Source organism: Sphingomonas sp. BL-S-25 (genome assembly GCF_055521555.1).
In genome coordinates, this window is sequence record NZ_CM145486.1 from 2,505,902 (window position 1) to 2,531,903 (window position 26,002).

Here is a 26,002-nt window from a genome sequence, read left to right on the forward strand (position 1 = left end):
TTAGTCCCTGATCAGAGATGCGCCGGCATAAGGGTCGGAGGGGGGCTCGCGTCGCGTCACGACGATCGGGGGGGAAGGTTCGGGTAGCGCCGCTACCATAGGTCCGCCGTCCAAATGAGCTTCCAGCAGCATCGACCGCAAGCCGCCAGCGATGACTGGCGCGCCAAATATTATGAAACAGCCCAAGACGACAGTCGCTGCGCGACGCATTTCCATTCGCCCGGCGAGTGCCAGGAAGCCGACCCACGCAATGGCCAGGGTGGCCAGTGACAGAGCTACTGTTCCCAGTAGAGTGCCTTGAAGCCAATTCGCTGCACCGAGCAATACGCTGTCCGGATGCGGGCTGCTACTGAGATCGTAGTTAATCACTTGGTCTCGCACCATGGTGGATATGGGTCCCGAAGCGGATGCCCTTCTGGCGCATGAATCGTCACTCAAAATTACCAAGGCGGCAGCAGATGAGCATACTGACTCTAGTAATATCCGACCTTATCGACGTTAATGTAGGCTTTTGCCTTATAGTGGGTGCGAAACTCGAGGTGATGGCCGACCTGGGCACTCGTCACTATGAACGGCAACTCGAATATCTCGTAAGCGAAAGAGGCGGAGAATGAACGCCAGGTGAGGCTTCGGCTGGCAAGGACCTGACCCGTCGTCGCATCTGCAACATCGAGCACGACGACCGTGTCCGTTGCGGCATAGGTGTGATCATCCGTCATCATGCGCCACACCGCCGTCCTCGAACCTGCTGCGACAGTGTTGGTGTATGGACCATAGGTCACCGCACCTTGACCGTGATAGACGCTGGCGCCCCATCCGGACCATTCGGCCGCCCCAATCTGATGGGGAAGGGTCTCAGCCTCCCACATCGCGGTCGGAACTTGTACTTTGAGGTTAGCCCGGTTTCCGGCCTTATCGTACTCGTAGGTTGACTTCTCGCCCTGTCCCGACTCGACGGTGGTCAATCTCCCCAGGGTATCATACTGATAAGACGTGACTGTTTGCGCGGTAGCTGAATTCGAGGCCAAACCTGTCAGCGCAATTAGGCCAAGCGGAGTCGCCGCCCAAGCGAAATTCTTACTACGGTGTTGCATTCATCGTCCCCTTCTTTGTATGTCATGGACTGTAAAGCGGACGTGAAGCAAGCGTCTCGTTGTACGGGCGCATCTTATGTCGACCGGCGGTGCACCAAATCCCAGGCAAGATGCTTGTTCGGATCTTGGCGTATTGCGTTCCTGACAATCTCTTATAGTATTTAATTTTCTTGCGGCACGATGGGGGTGAGGATGCTGTTTAAAAAGGCTTGGTGGCTAAAATGCGCCGTTCCATCCGCACTGGTGCTAAGTAGTTCTGCGACGCGTGCTAACCCCGGCATTTACTATGAGTATGATGCACTTGGTCGGATAAGCTCAGTTTGTGACGCCAAGTCCGATAAGGGCGATTTGACAAAATACTCATATGATTCTGCAGGCAACAGGACTCAGTACGTCCATACGCGCACCGAGCTCACTATTGGAGTCGACCAATCGGTCTATTCGGCAAACGGAAAGTTCATGTTCCGGATGCAATCGGATGGCAACCTAGTCGTCTATGGAAATCTCGGGAGTGGTTGGGTGCCCATGGGATGGTCAACGAATACGGTTGGATCCGGCGCGAATTTGGCGGCCTTCCAGAGTGATGGAAATCTGGTGCTGTACCGTCCTGGGGGTTCGGTATGGTCATCGAATACGGCGCAGAATTACTGTGCGACTCTGTCGATAGAGAATGACGGCAATGTACTCGTAAGGAAAATGTCCGGGCAAATCGTCTGGTCAACCGGCACCGGCGGGCATTGACGATTTTTTTATCAAGTATTTAATATAGAGGCGTTTTCACGCGCATAATAATTAAAAATCACTATGCTGCGGCTTTGCTACCCAAGTTCCTTGCCGGTGCCACTAGGCCTGGGCGGCACGAGCACCGACCAAGATCGGGGGGGGGGGGGGTAGTTGCCGCGGTTGATGGTGGAATATCTGCGGGGTTGCAGCAGCTTTTCGGGCGGGCGCGGCAAGCGCGATCCGCCGGCTTCAGTTGGCGCTTCGGCGCGCCACAACAGCGGTCAACCGCAGGGTGGCGACCGCGGCTCCTCCAGGATCGACAAGCACGCGTACCTCGTTCTGGATGCCATTGGAGTCAAAGAACGACATCACGTGGTTCAAGTTGCACAAGCTGTTTGCGCGAGACGTACACCTGCCGGCATCCGCGGCGGCGAAAAGGGAGATTGAGATCATTGCTACGGTCGCTCCCGAGGTGGCTCACGACCAAAATCCATGCGGTAGTCTATGTGCAGGCCCTCCCCGATCCGGCTCAGCCTGACCGCTGAGCAGGCATATGATGGGCTAGTCTCGGACGATCTGCTGAACCACCTCGGTCCGAATATGATCCTGCTCGCTTACAATGCTTTCAATGCTGGTCGTATCCGCATACTGATCGGGGAGCAGCGCGCCAGGCCCAACATCCCGCCCAAATCCAAGCGAAATTGGAAGCCTTGCTTCAGCTAGCGGTTCGATTGGAGCGAATCTGAGCGAGCTCGTCTTCTCCAGACTTAAGTATCTTCGCCGCGCCGCCATCCGCTGCGATAAGTTGGCGGAAAATTCCCTGACCCTGGCCAGATCGCATCAATGCGCCGGTGGCTTCGCGCTACGAGCCTACGGCGGAGATAACGTGGATGTCGCTAGCAAATCGGGTGCTTGGACTTCGAAGCGTTAATCTACATATTGAAGCTCATCCGCCCACTGTTTCGGCTGATGGGACCGTCAGTCGGTAGTTTTATAGCTGGGCTTACGGGAGGCGCCCGCGCCAGCGCGTGCTGCAAGTGCGAACATGGCGCATTTGAAAGAAGAGTATAATGTTAACCTTGCAGGTTATTGTTTTATGTTGAAAGTGCCCCGCTACCGATTATAAGCAAGTATCACGAAACAGTCTGCGCATTCGCAAGAATGCCTAACGATATCATAATGACTTCCATTCAGCTGTTGAGATGGCAAAACGGGGGAATCGATGCCGGATAGCAACCAATGCGCAAGCGCTAAAATTCAAAAATCACGCGCTCTAATGCTGGCAACTACCATTTTGATGTGTGGGTGGTGCTGTAAGGCCTCCGCTCAAGAGTACCGAAATCGAGACGAGAACGGGGTGGATCTCGCTAGGGGTGATATCGAATTCAGTCTTGAAGAGGGCTCAATCGGGACCGGACAAAATAAAATTTCCCTTATACGTCAAAATAACGGAAATTATCCCCTTCAGTGGGATGGATTGTTTTTAACAAAGACAGTCAGCGGTTCAATAACAACAGTTAGGGTCGGGCAGTATAATAGATCGGTCGACATATTTGTTAAAGTGGGCAGCGGCGCATACGAGCCAACTAAATCGGACGGATCGAGCCTGACAGGGGCGTTTGTATATACAAAGTCCGATGGCACGAGAATCCAATTTATAGATGGATCAGGTGGAGACCAAGGGTATAATAACTTCTGTGGGTCTGCTGCGCCTAATCAGAATACATGTGACATGATACCGCAATCCGTTACATATGCAGATGGGCGCAAGTTCGACTTGAACTACCAGCTCTATGCTTATCCTGGAGTGCCCTACGCTGGTCAAACGACACGAACCTACGCCTGGCGTTTAAAAAGCATAATTACGAACTTCGGCTACCGAGTGGGGTTTGGGTATTCCACATTGGGCGGGGGGAGTGGCGCAGCGCCGCCGAGCACGGGGTGGTATCAAAGGCAAAACGCAAAATTTTACAATGATTCGATAAGCGCCTCGACGGTTCAATCATCCGTCGCCTACGTCTATCCAGCCGAAGACACGACCGATATTACTGACACGGCGGGCAAACAGTGGCGGGTCACGTCAACGAGCATCAGGCGCCCTGATGAGATAACGCCAAGTTTCATGGTTAGCGGAAGTCCTTCAAATGTATCGTCAGTCACTAAAGACGGAATAACTTTCAACTACGCTCGAACAGTCAACGCGACCGCCGTCACTATGGTCCGAACGGGCGGGCCTAGCGGTCAGATTACCGTCGTCTCAAATCCGGCGACGGGACGGCCAAACACTGTCACAAACGCACTGGGGAAGACCGAGACTTATTCATATGATTCATCTGGACGTCTTGAACGAATAACCCGGCCTGAGGGAAATTATACGGCGTATACGCTAGACTCACGTGGCAATGCAACAGCCGTTAGGTACGGTGGAAAGACTGGGACTGCACAAGGAGAGATCGGATACGCATTTACGTACGAGGCAAATTGCACCAATCCCGTGACGTGCAACAAGCCGACGACGGAGATCGACCCGTCAGGAGCCGTAACCAATTATACCTACGATCAGATTAGCGGACTTGTCACATCGATAAAACAGCCAGCTTCGCAAGCGGGCGCGGTTCGCCCGGAAATTAGATACAGTTATACTATGGTTTCAGGTGTATGGCGCTTGACCGGTATTTCGCTTTGCTCGACGCATGCTGCGCCAGCATGTGTCGGGAGTGCGGATGAAGTGCGGATGAGCGCGACATTCGATGCCAACGGGAACCAGACTAGTGTCGCAAGGGGGCGTGGCGACCAGCCTTTAAATGTGGCATTATCTATGTCGTACACGCCATCAGGCGATATCGCCAGGGTGGATGGCGCCTTACCGGGCAACGAGGATTCAACCCACTATCGCTACGATATGGGCCGCCGTCTTGTGGGAATTATTTCCCCGGATCCGGACGGCGGAGGCCCACGGAAGCGCCGTGCCGAACGTCGATCCTATGATGCGGTTGGTCGGAGATTGTCTGTAGAGATCGGGTCGGTCGCAGACAGTACTGACGCTGCTTGGCAGGCATTCGTCCCAAGATATTCGAGCATTGCACTTTACCAATCAGGACGGCTGCAGTTCGTGAGGGATCTCTCGGGAACGGATACCGAGAGTGTGCAACAATATAGCTATGATAATGAAGGCAGGATGCAATGTTCTGCGGTTCGAATGAATATCGCTCCTGATATTGTCTATCCAACGTCCGCATGTGACCTCGGTCCGGAGGGGGAGTTCGGACCTGACAGAATTACAGTGGCTTCATATGATCAAGTCGGACGCAAGGTGTCCGTGACAACCGGTTATAGCACGAGCGTAGCTTCGGTTGAATGGAGTGGGAGATATACGGACAATGGAGCCGTACAGTCCGTTACCGATGCCCGGGGCAACACTACCACTTATGCATATGATAGATTAGACAGGCTATACAGAACGTATTATCCATTGACATCGGCGGGAGCCGGGCAGAGCTCCGCGACAGATTACGAAGAACTGCAATATGATAGTAGGAACAATATCGTATTGCGACGTCTTCGAGGGTATGCCTTGGACAATACTAAGTATATAAGCCAGCAGTATGACGCCTTGAATCGGTTAGTGTTCCGAGACACGCCAGGGCCGGGTTCAGATGTGTCATATGGGTATGATCTACAGGGCAGAATTGTAAATTCCACGAGAGGCGGGCTATCGACGGCGACAGAATACGATCAAGTTGGAAATATCATTTCCGAGACAGGATCTTTGGGGTCGGTTAATTATGAGTTCGACTCCGTTGGGCGCCGCACGTCTATAAGGTGGCCGGACAACTTCAAAGTCAATTATCAATATGACGTAGCTGGAAATCTAACACAAGTCCGCGAGGATTCGTCGACATTTAACAATGGTTTGCTTGCGAGTTATTCTTACGATGATACTGGACGATTAACGAAGATTTCGCGCGGGAATGGGATTGGGACCAATTTTGATCTAGCGGGGGGCGGTCGATTATCTTCACTACGCCACACATTGTTGAATGGGTCGGACGAGCTTAGCAAAAGCTTCAATTATAATCCTGCAAGCCAAATAGTAAACCAATCCAGCAGTAACGATGCGTATGGATGGCATCCTACTGTCCAAACGAATCGTTCATATGCAAATAATGGCTTAAACCAAGTAAGCTCAACGTCAGGGGGCTTATTTGTTCATGATAGTCGTGGTAATTTGCAGAATTATACGTCGACAACTGGTCCGCTCATCTCAGATAACTACTTATACGATTCCGAAGACCTGCTCACCAGTATGACTCATTCTGTCAGCGGTGTAGTGGTAAACTCGTCCCTGAAGTACGACGCGATGAACAGGCTAATCGAACTCAATCAATCGTCTACGTCTAAGTTTATATATGACGGTGAGCAGATTATTGGCGAATTTGATGCAAGCAACTCTCTTGTAAAGCGATATGTCTATGGTTACGGGCAGATTGCGCCAATCGTTGAGTACTCGGGATCAAGTCTAAGCTCAGGCGTTAGGACATTCCTACTCGCAGATGAGCGTGGCTCCGTTATAACGCGAGCGAGCGAAAGCGGCAGTGTGGTCGCTCGTAACAAGTACGACGAATTTGGCATACCGTCTTCTGATAACGTAGGCAGATTTCAGTATACAGGTCATCCTTGGTTCAATGAGCTGGGATTATATTTAGCTAAATCGAGATTTTACTCTCCTACACTGGGTAGGTTTGTGCAGGCAGATCGCGCTGGTTACGCTGATGGTCTAAATATGTACGCCTACACCGGGAATGATCCAATAAACGTAATAGATCCGGATGGTAGTCGCGGATATTTGATCGTCTATTCAAGAACAGGCAATGTCAATAACAGTCACGCGTGGATTGTATATGCAAAACGTACATCAACAGGATGGACTTTCACCTCGTATGGAACCTTTAACGCGGGTACAGGAAACGGTCGAAGGGGCCTCCAAGTAAATACTGAATTCAAAGACAGCTGGTACAAGGCCGACTACGGGCGCGGGAAGTGGATATCGGACTCGCAAGAGGCCGAATTGATGAAATTCCTGTCTGAAATGTCCAATGACGGAGATAGTGCGTGGGAGTATTGGTATAACTGCGCGTGGTTCGCGAATGAAGCCTTCAAGAGGGCGACCGGCGAGGATCTATCCGATCCGCCCGCGACTGCTCTCTGGACAGATGGCCCGAATTCACTCGCGGGCGGAATATATAAGCGAAACGGGGGCAGACCGTTCAATTGGCGAATTGTTAAGCGAACTTTTGTGCGGTTCCCGGAAACAAAGCCGCCTCATGGGGTAGTAATCTATGAGCCTGTTGAAGAGAAGGAGGAAAATGGAAACTAGTATCAGCAGGAGGGCCGTTTGGTCATTGGTATCCATGATCGCTGTTGGTGCAGCTGCCTGTGCTATAGTTGCGCTGGCAGTTTCATTTGGACTATTGCAGGTTGGCGGTGGTCGGATTGGGCGGGATGGTCTTGGAAATCTTGAGGTAATTCGCTTACGCACCAACGGAATCAAGTTAATTGTATTACGAGGATATTACCCTGGCCACATCGGATCACCAGGTATGCTCTCGATTGCTAGGGCAGGCGACGTTTGTGATTTTAGACTTGACGTGATTTATGGTTCGAAATCTCGCAAGTCGGGTTTTTTCTACAGGGCGATCGAAGAAGACGAAAAGTGTAAAAAGTACAGCTATTCAGGTAATGTGCTCAAATTGGTCGATGTTAGTCCGCCTATTTAAGTTCGTTCTGCCGGGCGGGCTGGCTAGAGCGGTTTCAGGGCGTTTTGAATCGTGAGGATGCCCGCGGCATCGATTGTGATTCAGGCTGGATGCCGGGATCAGGAGGTCGGTGTGGATCCCACAATTGCTACCTCAGGATCTTTGCGAGCGTTGTTTCCGCGATCGAGGGAGGGATGTCGTGCCGGGCTGCTGCGTCGCGGTTCGGGGTGAGCGCGGCAAGCGCGATCCGCTGGCGGCAACTTGTCGTCAGAAACGGTACGCCGGCGGCCAAGCCGCAGGGCGGCGACCGCCGCTCCTTCAGGATCGACGCGCATGCGGCCTTCATCCTGGATGCAATCGAGGCGAGGGATGATATCACGCTGGTCGAGTTGCAGGCGCTGCTGGCAGAACGCGGCACGCCGGTCGGGATCGGTACGCTGTGGCGGTTCGTCGACCGTCACGGGATCACGCGCAAAAAAAGACTGGCCACGCGATCGAACAAGACCTTCCCGACGTCCTGAGGCGATGCCAGCGGTGGTTCGACGGCTAGATCGATCTCGAGCCCGAACGCCTCGTGTTCATCGACGAGACTTGGACCGCGACAAACATGACCCGCAGCCACGGGCGCTGCGCCAAGGGCGAGCGATTGCGGATGGGCTTCCCGCATGGCCATCGCAAGACCACAACGCTGGTCGCCGGCCTGCGCATGACCGGCATGGTCGCGCCTATGGTGCTGGACGGGCCGATCAACGGCGATTGGTTCGAAGCCTATGTGGCGCAGGTCCTGGTGCCAGAGTTGCGGACCGGCGACGTCGTCATCATGGACAACCTCTCCAGCCACAAGCGGGCCGCCGTGAAAGAGCGGATCGAAGCGGCCGGAGCAACCCTGCGCTTCCTCCCGTCCTACAGCCCCGACTTCAATCCCATTGAAAAGGCCTTCTCCCGCCTCAAGGCCATACTGCGCAAGGTGGGCGAACGAACCGTCAGCGGGCTGTGGGGGTTGATCGGCAGGCTCGTCGACATCTTCCAGCCCGCCGAATGCGCCAACTACTTCAGCTCATGCGGATATGAACCGGAATGAGTGGAAACCGCTCTAGAACGGTTTCCGGGCGTTGTGAATCGTGAGGATTCCCTCGGCGGTGATTTTGTGATTCAGGCTGTATGCCGGGATCAGGAGGCCGGTGTGGATGCCACGAGTACTATCTCAGGATCTTCGCGAGCGGGTCGTCGCCGCGATCGAGGGCGGGATGTCGTGCCGGGCTGCGGCTTTGCGGTTCGGGGTGAGCGCGGCAAGCGCGATCCGCTGGCGGCAACTTTTCGTCAGGAACGGTACGCCGGCGGCCAAGCCGCAGGGCGGCGACCCCCGCTCCTTCAGGATCGACGTGCATGCGACGTTCATCCTGGATGCAATCGAGGCGAGGGATGACATCACGCTGGTCGAGTTGCAGGCGCTGCTGGCAGAACGCGGCACGCCGGTCGGGATCGGTACGCTGTGGCGGTTCTTCGACCGTCACCGGATCACGCGCAAAAAAAGACGGCCCATGTCGCGGAGCAGAATCGACCCGACGTCCTGAAGCAGCGCGAGACATGGTTCGACGGCCAACTCGATCTCGATCCCGACCGGCTGATCTTCATCGACGAGACCTGGGCATCAACTAACATGGCACGGCGGCACGGTCGCTGCCGCCGCGGCGAGCGGCTGCGCTCGGGCGTGCCGCACGGGCATTGGAAGATCACCACCTTCGTCGCTGGATTGCGCCGCACCGGCATGATCGCCCCGATGGTAATCGACGGGCCCATCAACCGCGATGCCTTCACCGCATATGTGCGCCAGCTACTCGTGCCCGACCTGGCGCCCGGCGACATTGTCATCATGGACAATCTGTCCAGCCACAAGACGCCTGCCGTCCGCGAAGCCATCGAGGCGGTCGGCGCGACGCTCCTCTTCCTCCCGCCCTACAGCCCCGACTTCAATCCGATCGAACAGGCATTCTCCAAGCTCAAGGCCCATCTGCGCAAAGCTGCAGAGCGAACCATCCATGGCCTCTGGAACGCCATCGGACGCATCATCAACCTCTACTCGCCCGCAGAATGCGCAAACTACTTCGCTAATGCCGGGTACGATGCAGAATGATCGGAAAAAGCTCTAGGTCGTGTTGACAAAGTGGATTCCCAAACGACCTTATCTCTGATTCAAGGCTGCTCTTTGCAGGGGGCGGCGATGGCGCGTGGCGATCTGACGGACGAGGAATGGTCGGTGCTCGAAGGGCTGCTGCCGTCCGAGCGAGGCCGAAAGGCGCGCCCTGCCCATGACAATCGGCGATTTCTAAACGGGATGCTGCATGTACTGCGGGTTGGCTGCCCCTGGCGCGACATGCACGAGCGCTACGGCAAGTGGAACTCGGTCTATGTGCGGTTCCGGCGTTGGGCGGAACAAGGCGTCTGGGATGCGATGCTGGCCACGCTGGTCGAGTTCGGGCTGACCGACGACTGGCAGCACATGATCGACAGCACCACGGTTCGCGGCCATGTTTCGGCAGCGGGCGCTAAAGGGGGACTCATAAGGAGGCTTTTGGTCGATCACGCGGCGGCTTTACGTGCAAAGTCCACGCCCGTTGTGACAATCAGGGACGCCCTCTTGGCTTCATCCTGACTGGCGGGGAGGCATCGGATTATAGCGCTGTCGATGACCTCATGGCGTTGCCTGTCGACAAGCCCAAGGCGCTGCTGGCCGATAAAGGGTATGACGGCGATGCGGTCCGGGCGAACCTGTTGATGCGCGGCATCCTGCCGATCATCCCGCCAAAGGCCAACCGGCGCGAACACATCGCCTGCGACTTCCGTCGATACCGAGACCGTAACCGCATCGAGCGCATGTTCGGCCACCTCAAGCATCAACGCCGCATCGCCACCCGCTACGACAAAACCGCGCTGTCGTTCGCCAGTTTCCTCAATCTTGCCGCTATCCGCAGGTGGTTGCCTAACTTTGTCAACAGCGCCTAGGGTTCGGCTCGTACCAGCATGTCAATTGAGATGCAGGAAAGTAGTAACTTGGCTTGCAAGCCGAACGCGTCCTTAGATGCGCAATTCGGGAGGTAATGCTTTCGGAAGCTCCGGTCGGGTGTTTCTAACCACGTCGAGGCTGTTCCAGCTTGCGGAACGTTGGAAGTCGTGAGCGAAGCGAAGGTAGCGTCTAGGTCGAAGTAATAGAGTAGGCTGCCTGTTTCCCCAGGCTTCGCGCCTTCCCCGAAGACAAAGTAGGAGATCACGATCGACTTTCCCGAACCGGAAGGCGAGTCCACGATCGTGACGGTGGGGTTGCCGAAAGAGACGCTACCTTCGGTGTTCCCTGGCAGGTTAGCTGCATGAGTCCGCGGCGAGATCAGCGAGAATGTACCGATGCCTGTCGGGTAGGCGTTGCCGTCACCGAATTTGTACAGCCAGATACGCCACTTGTCCCAACTAGCGGCAGGGAGCCCAATATTCCCTTCCTGGATATTGAACCGTGCACTCGTCGTTATCAGCGTGTCGCGGTCGCCGATGTTTCCGGTAACGCCCTGCGCCATCAGCAGGCTATTATATGCGTCGGCTACCGACGGGTATGTCACCGTGATGTTGCGCGGATCGAAAAGCCGCTGGATCGTCGTCACCGCATTTACATCGCGGGTACCGTTCCACAGGTGAAATCCGAACTGCCCACTGACGCTGTAGTATCCGTTCCAATATTCGAGATGGGCCTCGTAGATGCTGGGCGTACCATTCAGCGGGTCGACAAACGACGGCGCCGTCCAGGTCGCGCGCACGGTTCGATTGATGAGGTCGCTTTCGTTATAGAAAAGCTTGTATCCGATGCGGGCGGGCCCCGAGGAATAGGCAGTTGCTCCAAGCCATTGCTCGTGAGCGACCATGATCCAGCTGGAGCCCGAGACCCGGACGATCTTTGGCATGTCCGCGTTGTCGAGTAGGAGGCCGATAAACGTCCAGTTCTCCAGGTCATTCGAGCCGGCCAGGTTCACCTTGTATCGAATGCCGCCTGAAACCTGGTAGGGCGTATGATAGACAGCCGCATATTTGTAGGCCTGGCCCGAGACCTGCAGGATCGAAGGGTGATGCATGATGTTGCCAGCACTGTCCGTGAGATTGTACCTGGCGTGCGTCGTCGCGTCGGGCCGGCTCAAATAATAAGCGACCTGGGCGTCGGTCAACGGTGCGGGGTAATCATTGTTGAGTGCCCGAGCTTGGACGCTGATGAGCAGTAACGGGGCTAGCAGTGCCCAGAGAAATACCAAAGCCCTGCCCATGTCCGCGCTCCCTGCTGCAAATGCCTCAAGCGCGACCTTGTGACGTGCTCCCCGGAAACTCCGCCAGTTTGAGCTAGAGTCCTTCATTGAGGAGGACGGAGATGAAGCGCAGCAGGTTTAGCGAGGAGCAGATCATAGCGATCCTGCGTGAGCAGGAAGCTGGGTCATCGACGGCGGACGTGTGCCGCAAGCACGGCGTGAGCAGCGCGACCTTCTACAAATGGAAGGCGAGCTATGGTGGCATGGATGTGTCGCAGGCACGCAAGCTGAAGGTGCTGGAGGATGAGAATGCGCGGCTGAAGCGCCTGCTGGCCGATGCGATGCTCGACAATGCGGTACTGAAGGAGGTTGCCTCAAAAAACTGGTGAAGCCTGCCGCTCGCCGAAGGGCTGTCGAGGATGTCCGGCAGACCTTCGGCATCAGCGAGCGTCGGGCGTGCGCCATTCTCAGCGTGGATCGATCGTCGATGCGCTATGCGCATCGGCGTAGTGATGATGGCGACCTTCGGTCGCGTCTTCGCGAGATCGCGCTCGAGCGTCGCCGGTTCGGTTACCGTCGGCTGGGGATCATGCTGGCCCGCGAGGGCATCGTGATGAACCATAAGAAGCTGCTGCGACTGTATCGCGAGGAGAACCTGCGTGTGCGTCGCCGACGGGGTCGCAAGCGAGCGATGGGAACAAGGGCACCGATGACGTTGCCGCAAGGGCCGAACCAGCGCTGGAGCCTGGACTTTGTGAGCGATACGCTGGTGTACAGCCGGCGTATCCGCATCCTTGCGGTGGTGGACGACTTCACGCGCGAGAACCTCGCGCTGGTGGTCGATACGTCGCTGTCGGGCGCTCGTGTCGCCCGTGAGCTCGATGCGATCATCGCGGCTCGCGGCAGGCCGCTGATGATCGTGAGCGACAACGGGACCGAGCTGACCAGCCTGGCGATCCTGCGCTGGGCGCAGGACCGGCAGATCGAGTGGCATTACATCGCCCCGGGCAAGCCGCAGCAGAACGGCTACGTCGAGAGCTTTAATGGTCGCTTGCGCGACGAATGCCTGAACGAGACGCTGTTCGCGTCGTTGAGCCATGCCCGCTCGGTGCTGAGCAACTGGCGCGACGACTACAACCATGTGCGGCCGCATAGCGGAATAGGCGGGCTGACGCCCGCCGATGCTGCCAGGCGGGTTGTGCAGCCCCGCCCGCAAGGGCACGATGATAACCCCGGACTCCAGTTATGACTGGAGGAGTTTTGGGGAGCACGTCACAGGCTGTCTTCCCGCGGCGCCATTCTCGATTCAGTTCGGTGGAGTTCTCATCGTAGTGACCACGGGAGGTGTCACACTGACCCGATAATTCTGAGCTGCCTGGTTGTTTGACAAGTCGAAGCGCAGCGAGGATGCGCCCGGCCCCTGATATTCGATGTTGGTCTCGCCGAGCTTGGTGACAAAGTCGAAACCGCCGACATACCATTCGACGATGTCGGCGAATGCCCGGTCATCTCGCGTCTTTCGAAGGACGACCCAGAATTCGTACCAGCTCGAGGTGTTCATCACGAGAGATGTGGTCGTCTCGAAGAGAACGCCGCCGGGGCGCCGGCATTGTCCATGGATCGCATTGCCGCGGATCACGAAGCCGAAGCCGTTGCCGGTCAGATCGCCCTTATAGGCGGCTCCATAGGCACGATCCGACGTCATCAGGACATGAAGCGTACCCGACGCGGCATTCTGCTGGAGGCGCGCACGAAACTTGAACCCGCCAATCGCTGCGAGTTGCCGAACGGTCGGTGCCCCTCCTGCATTGTAGACCGGGTTGTCAGGGTCGTTCACATAGGCAACCACGGTCGAGGAAGCAGTGCTGCCCGTGCTCAGCGGTAGCACTCCTGCGGCCGAGCGGGTCACTGCCGCGCCCGATCCGGTGACCAGGCCGCTCCAGCTTTGCTGGCCCATGTCATAGACGCCAGGCTGCAGCCCCAGCGCCGCCACATTGTTCGCCGCCAGGGGCCGGCGCGATCGACCGTTGAAGACCGCGGCTGTATCCGCAGGGCCGCCGGTTTCCCTCGTCTTGGGGAGATATCCCCGGATTGAGGACCACTCGGCCAGGCTCATCTCGGTAATCTGGCGGCTCCAGTGAATATTGTCGCCATTCAGTCCAGCCTTCGTCGCCGATGCGAGACCGCCCACGACAGCCATGTGGTCGAGCACGTCCCAGTCGAGCCGGCTCTGCGCGAACTGCCAGCAATAGTCGGTCGCCTCCGCGATCGACAGGTCGTTGAGCGGCCCGTTCTGGTAGAAGGGGTTGCGCTCCAGAATGACGGCTGGCGGATAAACCATCCCGGATTGCGCGATCGCGGCTTCGAGGCGCGGAAGGAGGGCCTGGTAGTCCGCGAGCCGGTCGTCGCTGACCGTCCAGATGATGTCCGGCTGATAATCGCGAATGAGGGCCGCCATGATTGGTATCGATGCATCGGTGGTCAGCGACCAGCCGTTGCTCGACTGGCCGACCAGATAATAGCTGATCGATGCCGCCGTACGGACCTGGTTGCCTTGCCAGAGAATGCGAACGGTCGCGCTGCCGGTGTTGGTGATCTTGAGGTTCCGGATCAGGATCGCGCCGAACTTGAGCTTCACCGTGGTGAGGCCCCGCGCGCCGGCCGCACTGACAATGAGCTCGGAACCGGTGAGCGAATGAGCGCTGTCGATTTCGCCGGCAGTCGGGCTGTTCCAGGGACCTGCCGCGGTTGCCGGCACGAGGCTGTTATGCTCGATCTTCACCGACCCTGCTCCGGGTTCCGTGATGATCGGCAGCGCCACATAGTCGCCGAGCATCTGAGAATTGATCACGGCGTGCTGCCCGGGTGCGATCTCGATGAACGAGCCATCGAACGCGTAGCTATAGTCGAACTTCTGCCGGTAGCTGGCGGTGCTCTGGGCAGGGCTAAGGCCGACGACGGAGCTCGCGCTCGTCAGCGACGGCGCGCCATAACCTCCGTAATCGAAGTTCGCGCCCGGATAGAAGGTGTAGACGGGCTCTGACTGATAATGCTGCATCAGTACCGACTGGAACACGAACTGGCCGACCTGATTGGTCGCCAGGCTGTCGCCCAGCACGAGAATTCGGGTTTGGTCGGTCATGCGATTGCGCAGCTTGTGCAGGTGGTACGGGATCCGGATCCCGGGCGGACGCGTACGGAGGGTGCCCATTGGCGCGATGGGCCGGCCGAGGATGTCGGCCTCGAGCTGCATGGGGTCGCCCGGGGCAGTCGCCGGGTTGAGTTCGGATGTAGTCGGGGTGTCTGACATGAAATGCTCCTGCGAATGCATCACGCAGGGAGCTGGCGATAAGCTGGATCCCTGCGTTGGCGCAGAGCTAGGGCGCAAATAGACGACAGGGCTCGGTTTTGCACGAAGACGGCGTTCGGTTTGCCCTGATGGCGACCGATTGGCGAGCGAACGGCCGGCTTGGATCATTGCCGCCCCGGGTTACATTCTGGAGCACATGGCGCGATTACCTGGCACCCGTTCCCGAGCTGCTCCACCAGGGGCTATCGCCGGGCTTCGGCTCCGTAGGACATCGGGTTGTCGAGCCACTCGTTGATGGCTGACTCGCGCCAGCCCGCGCAACGGGTGCTGATCTGCACATTCTGGGGGAAGGTGCCGCCTTGCATCTTGCGGTAAAGAGTCGAGCGACTGAGGCCGGTCCGGGCGAGGACGGTCGTGATCCGGAGGATGCGGTCGGGGGTCTCGCTATGCATTGGGTGTCTCCTCGCCCGAACTGGGGGTTGTTGGCGCTTCCGGAGAAAGACTGGTCGGAAGTGCTGTTGGCGGGAAGGCTCTCTCTGGTGTCCCCGGGGGAATCTCGAGCCGTGGCGTCATAAATAAGCGTTGGCGAAGATTGGCTGGGACGGTTCGAAACGACAGGCTCGTGTCAGGGCGTCCCACGCTTCGCGTGACCGCGCTCTACGCCGCTGGCGCGTCGCCGAGCCGCTGCGCGTCTCGGCCCGTTCGGGTGGCGATCGCTTGACGCGGTTGGCTGGCGCCGGCAGCGGAACGCGGATTCAGCTGAGCGTACGCTGACGGCCTTCTGCGAAGCCGTCAGGGGCCGCAGATCCTTTCGTTCTGGCGCGTAGCGCACTCGATCCGGCTGGAGGGCGCCGCGACGGCTGGCTCACGGGCTTGCGAGCGCACGCCGCGGCGACGACCGTCCGGATGCGAGAGCGCTGCCTTGATGCGGCTCGCGGCTGCGAGCCTGGCGCTGGCGCGCGGGGTTGCTGCGGTCGCCGCGCGGTGCGCGGCGGCGTGCGTGCCTCCGGCACTCGAACTGTCGTGAGGTGGGCGTCGCTTCCCTTAGTCCCGCCGCGGCGGGCAGCAAGCTGCGCTGCGCGCAGCTCCTCCACTCACGTTTCGGCCCTCCGAGCCACCCCATTGCGCAGGCGCAATGCGGACCCCGGGGTGCAACCCGCCTCTGCCGGCGAGACTGCCGGTCCGCTCCTGCCGCCCACCTCCCGCCATTCCGGCGCCGGTTGCGGTGGTTTTGAGGAGTGAGGAGCATGACTGCCAGAGCTGAGAACAGAGCGAGCCTCTATGACGAGGTGACCGCGCGGGTGATTACCGAGCTGGAAGAGGGGCGCTTGCCCTGGGTGCGGCCATGGGACGCGGCGGCGTGTCCGTGCGCGATGCCTGCCAATGCGTTAACCGGGCGGCGCTATTCGGGGATCAACGTTCTGATCCTGTGGGCAGCAGTCATCGACGGACAGTACGCGTCTCAGCGTTGGCTGACCTACAAGCAGGCGCAGGCGGCCGGCGGTAATGTCCGCAAGGGCGAGCGGGGCACGACGATCTGCTATGCCGATCGCTTCACGCCGAGGGACGAGGCCGAGCGGGCGCAAAGCGAAGATCGCGAGGCGCGGCAGCTTGCGTTTCTCAAGCGCTTCACCGTGTTCAACATCGACCAGTGCGAGGGGCTGCCGGATAAGCTGACGCCGGAGGTTACGGCCGGGCCGGTCGAGCCGATGGATTGCGTGCCTAAGGTGCATGCGCTGATCGAGGCTAGTGGCGCGGATGTGCGGATTGGGGGCGGCGATGCCTATTACAGCCCGGGTGTCGACTATGTCGCGGTGCCGCCTCAGCTGGCATTTCCGGTTCGGATCAACTGGTATCGCACCGTGCTGCACGAGCTTGGCCACTGGACCGGGCATGGCTCAAGGCTGGACCGCGATCAGACGGGGGCATTCGGAGGCGCCGACTATGCCCGCGAGGAACTGGTTGCCGAGATGGCCAGCGCCTTCAGCTGCGCTTCCCTGTCGATCCAGCCCAGCGTTCGGCATGCGGACTATATCGGCAGCTGGCTCGAGGTGCTGCGGGGTGATGACAAGGCCATCTTCCGGGCCGCGAGTGCGGCGAGCAAGGCAGCGGACTATCTGCTGGCGTTTGCGCCTGACCGGGAGGCGGCGTCATGATCGCCTGGCTACGCGTTCGCCGGATGCGCCGCGCTTTTCGCGCGCTGCCTGAGCGCGAGCGGGCGATCTTCGGATCGGTGCGGTTCGACGATCTCGACTATGTCCAGGCAGCCGAGCTCCATGATTGCAGCGTCGAGGTTGTCGAGCAGACAATTGCTCGCGTTCTGATTGCGCTCGACCGTGCTGACCGAAGCCAATTCCCATGACCAGCGAGACACCTCGCCCGCTGAAGCCGGGCGAGGTGTACTGCGCAGTGTCTCAGCGTTAGGATCATCCACATGAGGACCAGCCTCGATCATCTGCCGGTTGCCAAGCAGCGCGAGTTGGAACGCGTCGTCCAGATCCTGTTCGAGGAGTTTGGCGACGTGCTCTCGACCGCAACGGTCGAGTGGAAGCGCCAGGCGCGCATTCTGAAGGTCATCCTGTATGGCAGCTATGCTCGTGGCGGCTGGGTCGACGAGCCCCACACCGCCAAGGGCTATCAGTCGGACTTCGACCTGCTGATCGTCGTCAATGACGAGCGGCTCACCGACCGGGTCGAGTTCTGGGCTAACGCCGAGGAGCGCCTTAATCGCGAACTGGCGATCACCAAGACGCTACGCACGCCGGTGAACTTCATCGTCCATACGCTCCGCGAGGTGAACGATGGGCTCGCGCATGGCCGCTATTTCTTCATGGACCTCGCTCGCGATGGCATCGCGCTCTATCAGAGCGAGGATACCGATTTTCACGAGCCGAAGCCAAAGACGCCGGCTCAGGCGCTGGCGATGGCGCGGGAGTATTTCCAGGAATGGCTGCCCAAAGCACAGAGCGGATTCAAAGGATATGAGTTCTACCTCTCGCAACGAGAGGTGAATGACGCCGCATTCCTGCTGCACCAAACAGCCGAGCGGCTTTACCACTGCGTTTTGCTGGTCTGCACTTTCTACACGCCGCACGTCCACAACCTCGGCTTCCTGCGCACGCAGGCGGAGCGGATTGACCCGCGCTTGGTTGATGCGTGGCCGCGCGATAGCCGGGCTGATCGCGCGCGTTTCGAGAAGCTCAAGGAAGCTTATGTGAAGGCGCGCTACTCGAAACACTACCTAATCAGCGAGCAAGAACTGGCGTGGCTCGGCGTGCGCGTTGAGGCTCTTGGCCAATCGGTGCAGGTGATCTGCGAAGAACAAATCGCAAAGCTCGAGCGAAGCGCGGCTGTGTGACGAGCTGCTTGGTAAGCACGTCGTTTAATGGCGTAATGTGGGTCGCCGGCATGTCTCATCGGCCAGTGTTTTGGCCCCTATGCGTCTGAGCCGTTTAGTCTGTCCGCCCTGAGGCCTCAAACCTGCCGTATGTTAATCTACCTTACGAGGTGTCTCGAACGACTGAGATTGGGGCAAAGCCGTCATTCCCAGTTCAGCACTTGAATGACCGCTTTTGTAGAATGCGGACGCTCCAGCTTTGAGCGGGAGTCGTGGTCGATTGACTGACGTTGGGCCGGTTGCCGACTGACGGCTTTTGGACTTCCGCGTCGGGAGAGCTGCCATAAACTCGACCGTGAACAACTGAGATTACGGCGCATTCCAGGCTGGCAGCTCACGCCGCTACCCACTGGGCAGCTTTCGGGCCGTTACCGGTCAGTGTCGATCAGGCGGCAGGCGTGATGAATAGTGCGGCCGGACAAAGCTGATTCTCTTTACCCCGGCACGGTCTGGTCGAAGCGCTCTGTGAGTTTGCGCACATATCCGCAATCCGCGTTGCTGGCCGTGTCACCGCATGCCAGTCTCGCATGGCAGCCGGTGTATGCTGATCGGAGGCGGATGATGGAACGTGAGTCTAGCAGCAAGAATATCGACGGCATCACCGACCTCGTGGTCGTTGCGCCGATCCGCGAAGGCTTCATCGACGCCTACGAGAATGTATCTTACGCCACGCGGCTGCGGATCGTCTCCGAAGCGCTGAACCGTGTCCGCGTAAGCGCGCGCGAGCGTGAGCTGATCGCACCCTTTTCGGATGTCACCGAACGCATCCTGACCCTCCTCGATTTCCGCGTGGGCGTCATCGACGAAGAGCTGTTCGCAATGCCCGACAAGCCACGAGCGAGCGGCGGGCTGCGCAGTCGACGTTTCCTCTATCTCACCGCGACATTCGATGGGGCGTGGGAGCCCTATATGCGCCTCATCTGGAGTCCGCTCGGTCCTTTCCTCGATCTGCTGTTCTGCAATTGCGAGGGCTATGTCACCGCCTCCGAGCACAGCTTCGATGAATATGCGCAATGGGTGCGCGACAACCAGATGGACAGTGCGATTTTCTATGCGACTACCGGATTAACGGTACGCGACCATCTGTACTTGAACCGGCTCGAGCAGATCCAGCGTGTACAACCGGCGCACCAGGCCGCCCAAGCAATTGCGCGGCTAACAATGCCACAACCCGAAGCCGCATCCGCCGAAGAACGGATTCGGGCAGTTGCCAAGCGGGATGCGGGCGATCCTGTCCAGTATCTCAAGATCGTCGAACTGGGGCTGGAGGCACTGACCGTCCTCTACCGCCTCACGGATTATTTCCCGCCCGAATGGCTCACTGGCCAGCCGCCGCGAGGCAGGGACTGGGCGGGAAAGCCACTCCGCCTTCGGGAGGGTCGGTATCTCGCGCGCGCGACGCGGGACCTGCTGCTCGGCTGGGAGGAGTTGGTCCCGCTGCCGGACCATCCCGCCTACTCGATGTGGGCAGCGATCAAGAGCGCCTATACCGATCCGCTCCACTGGTTTGAGACCGGCTGTGCTTATGTCGCCGCGCTTGATGCCGAACGCGATCGGCGGCGGCCAAAGGATCCAGTTCTCGATCGCAGCGAAGTCCAGGGCGGCATCCTCAAGCCGCTTGGCAGCGCGACTGAACCGATGCGGCACGGCGCGCTGTTGCTGATGACGATCACGGACGCGGCAAAAGCGCGCGACTTCCTCGGGCTGAACCTCGTCGTCCAGTTCGGGGATGCGAAGGCGGCCAGCCCGTCCGATCCCTTTTTCCGCACGATTGGGTTCACCGCTGACGGCTTGCGTCGGATCGGACTGGAGACCGGTGTTATAGACCGGTTTCCGAATGAATTTCGCGAAGGTATGGAGGTGCGTGCCGGACTGATCGGCGACATGCGCGAGAACCATCCGCGCGAGTGGATGTTGCCCGAGCGCAACTGGCCGCCGCTCCCGCCTAATGCCAATCCCTTTGCGCGTGCCCGTCCGCCGGTCGAAATGAGCGAAATCGATATCGTCGTTCAAATCCGGACGGCGAGCGAAGGTGAGGACGGCGTAGTGGCCGAGCTAACCCGGTTGGCGACCCTCGGGGAGCAGTCGGGGCTAGTACTTTTGGCTTATGAAAAGATGGCCAGCGATTTTAACGCCGACGGCGCGTTCATCGACCATTTCGGCTTCCACGACGGGTTGAGCCAGCCTAAACCGGTTGCAGGTCTCGACGATAGCTGCCGAAAGACCGACGAGGTCCGGCTCGGCGAAGTGCTGCTCGGCTATCGCAATGACCGCGACGACGATGCGCCTCGGCCTTTCGTCAATGAGCGGCATGGCGCGCTGCGATGGCGCGGCAGATTGCGTGCCAAGGCGCGGCGTTACCAACAGAATGGCAGCTTCCTAGTAATTCGCAAGCTGAGGCAGGACGTCGAAGCCTTCGACGCATTTCTCGACGCCGAAGTGAAGCGCATCAAGGCCGAACATCCCGGGCTTCCCAGACCAGTGACGAAGGAGCGGCTCAAGGCGCTGATGCTGGGCCGCAATACCGACGGCACCCCGTTACTGCCAGCCGGGCCCGGTGGCGAGAATGACTTCGACTACCGCAGGGATGCGGGAGGGGAAGTCTGTCCGTTCGCATCGCACATCCGGCGGACCAACCCGCGCGAGCCTTTCCAAGGGCGCCGTGCGCCGCGTATCTTGCGCCGGGGCATGTCCTACGGTCCCAGCTGGGAAGCCGGTGCGCAGGGCCAACGCGGCATGATGTTCATGGCCTACAATGCCAGCATCGCCGAGCAGTTCGAGACGATCCAGCGCTGGATCAACGGCGGCAACAGCAGCTGGGCGGCATCGGGCCATAATGATCCGCTGATGGGCGTCTCGCCCCGATCGAGTACGCTCTATCCTGCAGATCGCGTGTTCCGCTTCGTCGAGGGCGACGAGATTATCCAGGTGCGGTTGCCAGCTTTGCCGACACAGTTCGTGTCGCTCCAATGGGGCCTGTACCTGTTCGTGCCATCGCGTGCTGCGCTGATGGCGCTGACGAGGCTAAAAGGAAGCTGGCAGCCGATGGAAGAGCCACGCGAGGCGGTCGGTCAGGCCGTGCTCGACCGTCTCGAACGCCTAGGCGAAGCCGAGCAGGGAGAGGAAATCAAGCTGCTGGTCGAAGACTATGACGTCAAGGATCCTGCGCTTCGCAACATCACGCCTGATATGTGGTCGGCAATACGCTATTCTGCGGGCGGATCCTATTCGACGAAGGGTGTGCCGGTCGTGACCGTTCCCCATGATTGGGAAAACCCGCCGGACCGTGCGAAGCAGCGCGTTGTACTTTCAGCATCTTACAAGCATGTGATGCGCGTATTGACCGATTGGAAGCAATTTACGACCGAAGAGCAACTGCGGCGAATCGAACGCAATAGCGGGCCGATCTACGTTACTCAGCAGCCGGATGATCGATATTATAAGCAATCGTTGAAAGGAAAGTATCGCTACCGGGAAGAATCGGAGGCGACCAACGTCATCCTCATGCGATACGACGAGGAGACTGGATTCGGCGCCGGCTATGCCGCCGCGCAGAAGATCTTGGACCTGTATCGATCGCGCGCAGGTGCACGCGGCTATTACAAGATCGAGCTACGTCGCCAGTTCCTGCTTCCGGCGCTGGGGGAGCTCTGCAAGATCTGGTACGGCCTGCCCGACGGCGTCCACATGCAGGCGACGGGGTGGCTTTGGGAATTGCCTGCGAAGCGTACGGCGCCGCAGGCAGGCTGCCCGGGGGATTTCTTGTCACCGTCGCGCAACGCCTTCTATCCGCGGCCAAGCGACACGGTCGACTTTTTCGCCGAGGCCCATGGCAAGGCGATCCTCGCCGCCAGCAAGGCATTCGTCGAAGCGCACCGATTGAATAACAATGGCGCGCATACCGGTTCAGTGGCCCGGGAGATGTTCGCTGCGATAACCAGCAACGATGTGCTCTCGCGCAACCTGATCGGCACGATGGTGGGAGCGATCCCGCCGATGGACGGTAATCTGCGGGGCGTTCTGCTCGAATGGCTCAATGAGCGGACATTGTGGCGCCACCAGTCAGCGCTACGTCGAACGCTGGGCGATAAGCCCGCATTCGCCGATTTCGCCAAGGCCAGAGCAGTGCTGTTCGGTCCCGTGTCGCAGGCAATGTGCAAGCGGCCTGCGCCTGACCTGCTGTATCGCACAGCCACCGATCATGAGAAGCAGACCGGCGAACCGATCATCCTGCGGGCGGACAGCGCGAACCGCGAATTCGACGTCCATGTCCGCGAAGGCGATCTTATCGTGGTCAGCCTCGTCTCGGCGGCACAGCGGTCGCTGGCAGACAGGAAAACGCCCGACGGCAACGTCTCGATAGTTTTCGGCGGCAAGCGACGCGCGGCCTGGCAGCCCCAACGCAACAATATCAATTATCCCGTCCATGCCTGCCCCGCGCGCGACATGGCGATGGGAGCGATCATCGGTATTCTCTCGGCGCTGCTCGATGCGGGTCGCATCCAGGCGCTGCCGGCGTCGCTGATCGTGCGGATCAGCGATTGGCCAAGGCCAGCGCCCGCACCTGGCTGAGAAACGGCCTCAGGCGGAGCGCCTCGAAGGTGGCGGTCGCACGACCGAGCAACGATCGGGCGCGGTCGTGGTCGCCGGCCCCCCAAGCAAGCTCCGCCTCGCAAAGCTCGGTGTGGGCGCGCTCGCGAGAAGAGCGGCGCAGCGCAGCCGAGCGATAGGCTGCGGCGAGATGCCGCTCGGCCGGGCGATGAGCGCCGGCCGCCGCAGCGAGCCGCGCCATGGCGCGACATGCCGTCGCTTCGCCGAGTCGGTCTCCGCTACGATGGACTCGCGACAAGGCGCGTGCGGCATAGTGGCGCGCAACATCGCGCTGGCCGGTCTGCACCATAATCTCCGCCAGCCAGCCATAGACCAGCGAGGTCCGTTGCTGACTCGCATCGCCCGCGAACCAATTGGCCGCCCTAACCAACGTATCGACTGCCGCCGGGTCGCGGTCGATCTGCCAGCGGGCGAACGCTTCCAGCGCTGCCGCCATCATGGCTTGGTAGCGCGCGTGCGTACGGCTACAGGCGGCGAGACATTGGCGCGCCTGTTCGATTGCCGTCTGCCACTGTCCGCGCATCAGGCACACCGCGGCACGCTGCGTATGGTAGGAGGTAAGAAGCGCCGGCGTGGCGCGGTCGAGGATCGTCGCAGCCTCGGCATAGCGCGCGTCCGCCGCGATGAAATGGCCCTGATCGGCAAGCAAGAACCCGTGGCAGCACAGCGCATAGGCGAGCGTCTCATGATCGTTGCGCCCCTCATGGCACCGGATGACCGGAAGGATTTGCTCGAACAACGCATCGGCTTCCGCATAGGCACCCGCCGCAAACAGCGACTGGGCCAGCTTGGTCTCGACCTGCGCTACCAACCTCTCACCCCCGAGCCCGATTGAAGTCGCTCGCGCCGCCGTCAGATAGGTCACCGATCGCCGTCCATCTCCCAACCCGTAAGCGATCGCGCCGATCCAGTAGTTGCTGCGGGCCATCGCCTCGGCCTGGTCGAGCGTCTCCAGCCGCGCCGCCATGGCCTCGAGAACGGGAAGCTGTTCCGGCGAAGGATCGGCGATGCACGCCAAACCATATTTGTTGACGAGCTTGAGGACTCCAGCGACCGCGGGGTGGCTCAACGGCAATGCGGGAAGCCCCTCGAATGCCGCTTGGAAATGGGCGCGGGCACGATCGAGTGCCCCTGCCGCCAGTGCGGCCTCGCCCGCCCTGATCGCATGCGGCACAGCGCCGCCGGTACGGCCGGCAGCGGCATGATGATATGCCAGCGCCTCGGGATTGGGCGCGTCGCTTTCCTCGCCCAGCGCAACGATCACGCGGAGGTGGAGCGCCTGTCGCTTCTCGAGACCGATGGTCCGGTAAACCGCGTCGCGGGTGATGCCGTGCTTAAAACGCAGCGTGCCCGCTATATCGCCAGGATAGAGGAAATCGGCTTTGGCCAGCCGTTCGACCACCGGGTCGTCGGGGACAATCCCGGCTACCGCGGCGAGCAGGGTAGCGGGCATGGCATAGCCGATCACCGAAGCGCATTGTACGATCTCCGCCTGACGCGGAGACAGTTCGGCAAGGCGCGCCTGAATCAATATGTCTAGCCAGGCGCTCGATCCGACCTGCGTTGTGACTGGCCTGCGTCGCCGGCTGGAGGCATGGCAAATTTCTTCAAGGAATAGTGGATTGCCTCCCGACTCCGCGAAGATCCGTGCCGCTTGGGTCGCATCCGATGCCGGCAGCAGCTTATCAACGACATTCTGCGCTTCAATCTCTAGTAAAGGCGGGACGAGAATGGCGTCCGAGAGGCGCGTCGCCTCCAATTGCGTGTCACACTCACGGGACACCAGCAGGAAACGCGCGCGGCCATCGCCTGCTGACACTAGTTCGTCGAGCAGCTTGCGGCTGGCGTCGTCAGCCCAATGCCAGTCATCGATCGCGAAGATGGTGGTGCCTTCGGAAACGACATGGCCGATCAGCTGCTGCATCATCCGGGTCAGGCCCACGAGATCCATGTCCCCGCCCGCCCCTGTCACTCCGGCGTTGTGAGCGGTGGTCGGCTCCTGTGCCGCGATCGATGCCGCTAGCTGGACGAAAGGTTGTAGCGGCGGTGCTCCCAGATAGGCCTCGCAATAGCCGCGATGGACCTTCACCCTGCGCGCCATCGCTTCGGACAGAAACTCGCTGAGCAACCTAGATTTGCCGATGCCAGGCGGCCCAGCGATCAGCGCAGGTCCGTGGAAGCCGGAGCGACCATCGCCCAGCCAGGCATGGAGCCGGGCGCGCTCGGTGATCCGGCCAGTGAAGGGCGTCAGTCCCTGACGAACGCGGGCATCGAAGCGGGTCGATGCGGCCTCGCGATCTTGAACGGCGACCACCGCGAGGTCAGCTGCATGACCGGAGATTCGCACGAAGCGCCGCGGTCCGGTGCAGAAGAGCGCCGCGTCCCGACCCAGCGTTTCCTCGCTGACAATGATCTCTCCGGGGCCCGCTACTTTCTTGCCCAGCCATGCCGCGACATTGGTCGCATCGCCCAGCGGTTCATAACGCCCGCGGACCATGTCACCTTCACGCACCAGCGTCATTCCCGCATGAATGCCACTATGGTGGCGGATCGGCGCACCGGCGGGAGTTGTCGTGTGGTCCATCGCGGCAATGGCAAAATGCAGGTCGAGCGCCGCTTCGGTCGCACGCCGACCGGAATCCTCATGAAACTGGGGGTAGCCGAAGATGCAGAGGGCACCGTCGCCGTCCAGCCGGGCGATCTCGCCGCCGTGCTCCACGACGGTGGCGGCGATCAGATCGCGCAGTGGCTGCAGCAGTTCGGCATAATGTTCCGGCTCCATCGATGTGGCGATGCGAGTCGAATCGGACAGATCGGTGAAGAGTATTGCG

At 59.6% G+C, this 26,002-nt stretch carries 16 protein-coding genes and 2 pseudogenes; 12 read left to right on the forward strand and 6 right to left on the reverse strand.

Annotation, left to right across the window (positions count from 1 at the left end):
• Together ACZ1H8_RS12055 and ACZ1H8_RS12060 are read right to left on the reverse strand one after the other, a co-directional pair.
• Positions 1–384 (reverse strand): TrbC/VirB2 family protein, encoded by a 384-nt coding sequence (locus ACZ1H8_RS12055; RefSeq protein WP_465177429.1) that lies wholly within the window; start codon positions 382–384, stop codon positions 1–3.
• An 89-nt stretch (positions 385–473) separates the two neighbouring features.
• Positions 474–1,094 carry an RHS repeat domain-containing protein gene (locus tag ACZ1H8_RS12060; RefSeq protein WP_465177430.1) on the reverse strand — a complete coding sequence of 207 codons (621 nt, stop codon included), beginning with the start codon at positions 1,092–1,094 and terminating at the stop codon, positions 474–476.
• Positions 1,095–1,286: 192 nt separating this feature from the next.
• Here ACZ1H8_RS12060 and ACZ1H8_RS12065 point away from each other — a divergent pair, with 192 nt between their 5' ends.
• The 7 genes and pseudogenes from ACZ1H8_RS12065 (at position 1,287) to ACZ1H8_RS12095 (ending at position 10,576) form a co-directional block, all read left to right on the forward strand.
• Positions 1,287–1,835 carry a hypothetical protein gene (locus ACZ1H8_RS12065; RefSeq protein ID WP_465177431.1) on the forward strand — a complete coding sequence of 183 codons (549 nt, stop codon included), beginning with the start codon at positions 1,287–1,289 and terminating at the stop codon, positions 1,833–1,835.
• A 165-nt stretch (positions 1,836–2,000) separates the two neighbouring features.
• On the forward strand, positions 2,001–2,264 hold the full coding sequence (locus ACZ1H8_RS12070; protein ID WP_465177432.1) for a hypothetical protein: 264 nt from the start codon (positions 2,001–2,003) through the stop codon (positions 2,262–2,264).
• A gap of 2,752 nt (positions 2,265–5,016) precedes the next feature.
• A complete protein-coding gene (locus ACZ1H8_RS12075) occupies positions 5,017–7,194 on the forward strand; it encodes an RHS repeat domain-containing protein (RefSeq protein ID WP_465181391.1) in 2,178 nt (725 codons plus the stop codon).
• Complete coding sequence (locus ACZ1H8_RS12080) at positions 7,184–7,594, forward strand: hypothetical protein (protein ID WP_465177433.1); 411 nt, start codon at positions 7,184–7,186, stop codon at positions 7,592–7,594. The genes ACZ1H8_RS12075 and ACZ1H8_RS12080 overlap by 11 nt, the downstream gene beginning before the upstream one ends.
• Positions 7,595–7,767: 173 nt before the next feature.
• A pseudogene (locus tag ACZ1H8_RS12085) lies at positions 7,768–8,654 on the forward strand (IS630 family transposase).
• 106 nt (positions 8,655–8,760) lie between these two features.
• Positions 8,761–9,707, forward strand: a protein-coding gene (locus ACZ1H8_RS12090) for an IS630 family transposase (protein ID WP_465177434.1) whose coding sequence is annotated in 2 segments (ribosomal slippage) — positions 8,761–9,097 and positions 9,097–9,707 — 948 coding nt in all. Because the reading frame shifts where the segments join, the coding sequence is not laid out codon by codon here.
• 87 nt (positions 9,708–9,794) lie between these two features.
• Positions 9,795–10,576: pseudogene (locus ACZ1H8_RS12095) on the forward strand (IS5 family transposase).
• Here ACZ1H8_RS12095 and ACZ1H8_RS12100 read toward each other — a convergent pair.
• On the reverse strand, positions 10,573–11,874 hold the full coding sequence (locus ACZ1H8_RS12100; protein WP_465177435.1) for a hypothetical protein: 1,302 nt from the start codon (positions 11,872–11,874) through the stop codon (positions 10,573–10,575). The pseudogene ACZ1H8_RS12095 and the gene ACZ1H8_RS12100 sit on opposite strands and share 4 nt — an antisense overlap.
• 101 nt (positions 11,875–11,975) lie before the next feature.
• On the opposite strand from ACZ1H8_RS12100, the gene ACZ1H8_RS12105 reads away from it, so the two are divergent.
• Positions 11,976–13,102, forward strand: a protein-coding gene (locus ACZ1H8_RS12105; RefSeq protein WP_465177436.1) for an IS3 family transposase whose coding sequence is annotated in 2 segments (ribosomal slippage) — positions 11,976–12,225 and positions 12,225–13,102 — 1,128 coding nt in all. Because the reading frame shifts where the segments join, the coding sequence is not laid out codon by codon here.
• Positions 13,103–13,159: 57 nt separating this feature from the next.
• On the opposite strand, the gene ACZ1H8_RS12110 is transcribed toward ACZ1H8_RS12105, so the two are convergent.
• Positions 13,160–15,163 (reverse strand): hypothetical protein, encoded by a 2,004-nt coding sequence (locus tag ACZ1H8_RS12110; RefSeq protein WP_465177437.1) that lies wholly within the window; start codon positions 15,161–15,163, stop codon positions 13,160–13,162.
• A 242-nt stretch (positions 15,164–15,405) separates the two neighbouring features.
• Positions 15,406–15,615, reverse strand: coding sequence for a helix-turn-helix transcriptional regulator (locus ACZ1H8_RS12115; protein WP_465177438.1), 210 nt, complete (start codon positions 15,613–15,615; stop codon positions 15,406–15,408).
• Positions 15,616–16,410: 795 nt separating this feature from the next.
• Here ACZ1H8_RS12115 and ACZ1H8_RS12120 point away from each other — a divergent pair.
• The 4 genes from ACZ1H8_RS12120 (at position 16,411) to ACZ1H8_RS12135 (ending at position 23,132) form a co-directional block, all read left to right on the forward strand.
• Positions 16,411–17,319 carry an ArdC family protein gene (locus ACZ1H8_RS12120; protein WP_465177439.1) on the forward strand — a complete coding sequence of 303 codons (909 nt, stop codon included), beginning with the start codon at positions 16,411–16,413 and terminating at the stop codon, positions 17,317–17,319.
• Complete coding sequence (locus tag ACZ1H8_RS12125) at positions 17,316–17,525, forward strand: sigma factor-like helix-turn-helix DNA-binding protein (RefSeq protein ID WP_465177440.1); 210 nt, start codon at positions 17,316–17,318, stop codon at positions 17,523–17,525. The genes ACZ1H8_RS12120 and ACZ1H8_RS12125 overlap by 4 nt, the downstream gene beginning before the upstream one ends.
• Positions 17,526–17,597: 72 nt before the next feature.
• On the forward strand, positions 17,598–18,521 hold the full coding sequence (locus ACZ1H8_RS12130; protein ID WP_465177441.1) for a nucleotidyltransferase domain-containing protein: 924 nt from the start codon (positions 17,598–17,600) through the stop codon (positions 18,519–18,521).
• 597 nt (positions 18,522–19,118) lie between these two features.
• Positions 19,119–23,132 (forward strand): hypothetical protein, encoded by a 4,014-nt coding sequence (locus ACZ1H8_RS12135; RefSeq protein WP_465177442.1) that lies wholly within the window; start codon positions 19,119–19,121, stop codon positions 23,130–23,132.
• Here ACZ1H8_RS12135 and ACZ1H8_RS12140 read toward each other — a convergent pair.
• Complete coding sequence (locus tag ACZ1H8_RS12140; protein ID WP_465177443.1) at positions 23,095–25,953, reverse strand: ATP-binding protein; 2,859 nt, start codon at positions 25,951–25,953, stop codon at positions 23,095–23,097. The two genes, ACZ1H8_RS12135 and ACZ1H8_RS12140, sit on opposite strands and share 38 nt — an antisense overlap.
• Positions 25,954–26,002: the final 49 nt, after the last annotated feature.

Coding starts and splice junctions, on each gene's coding strand:
- ACZ1H8_RS12080 (WP_465177433.1), top strand. CDS start 7,184: ATGGAAACTAGTATCAGCAGGAGGGCCGTTTGGTCATTGGTATCCATG.
- ACZ1H8_RS12055 (WP_465177429.1), bottom strand. CDS start 384: ATGGTGCGAGACCAAGTGATTAACTACGATCTCAGTAGCAGCCCGCAT.
- ACZ1H8_RS12120 (WP_465177439.1), top strand. CDS start 16,411: ATGACTGCCAGAGCTGAGAACAGAGCGAGCCTCTATGACGAGGTGACC.
- ACZ1H8_RS12075 (WP_465181391.1), top strand. CDS start 5,017: ATGAATATCGCTCCTGATATTGTCTATCCAACGTCCGCATGTGACCTC.
- ACZ1H8_RS12115 (WP_465177438.1), bottom strand. CDS start 15,615: ATGCATAGCGAGACCCCCGACCGCATCCTCCGGATCACGACCGTCCTC.
- ACZ1H8_RS12065 (WP_465177431.1), top strand. CDS start 1,287: ATGCTGTTTAAAAAGGCTTGGTGGCTAAAATGCGCCGTTCCATCCGCA.
- ACZ1H8_RS12140 (WP_465177443.1), bottom strand. CDS start 25,953: ATGGAGCCGGAACATTATGCCGAACTGCTGCAGCCACTGCGCGATCTG.
- ACZ1H8_RS12130 (WP_465177441.1), top strand. CDS start 17,598: ATGAGGACCAGCCTCGATCATCTGCCGGTTGCCAAGCAGCGCGAGTTG.
- ACZ1H8_RS12070 (WP_465177432.1), top strand. CDS start 2,001: ATGGTGGAATATCTGCGGGGTTGCAGCAGCTTTTCGGGCGGGCGCGGC.
- ACZ1H8_RS12060 (WP_465177430.1), bottom strand. CDS start 1,094: ATGCAACACCGTAGTAAGAATTTCGCTTGGGCGGCGACTCCGCTTGGC.
- ACZ1H8_RS12135 (WP_465177442.1), top strand. CDS start 19,119: ATGATGGAACGTGAGTCTAGCAGCAAGAATATCGACGGCATCACCGAC.
- ACZ1H8_RS12110 (WP_465177437.1), bottom strand. CDS start 15,163: ATGTCAGACACCCCGACTACATCCGAACTCAACCCGGCGACTGCCCCG.
- ACZ1H8_RS12125 (WP_465177440.1), top strand. CDS start 17,316: ATGATCGCCTGGCTACGCGTTCGCCGGATGCGCCGCGCTTTTCGCGCG.
- ACZ1H8_RS12100 (WP_465177435.1), bottom strand. CDS start 11,874: ATGGGCAGGGCTTTGGTATTTCTCTGGGCACTGCTAGCCCCGTTACTG.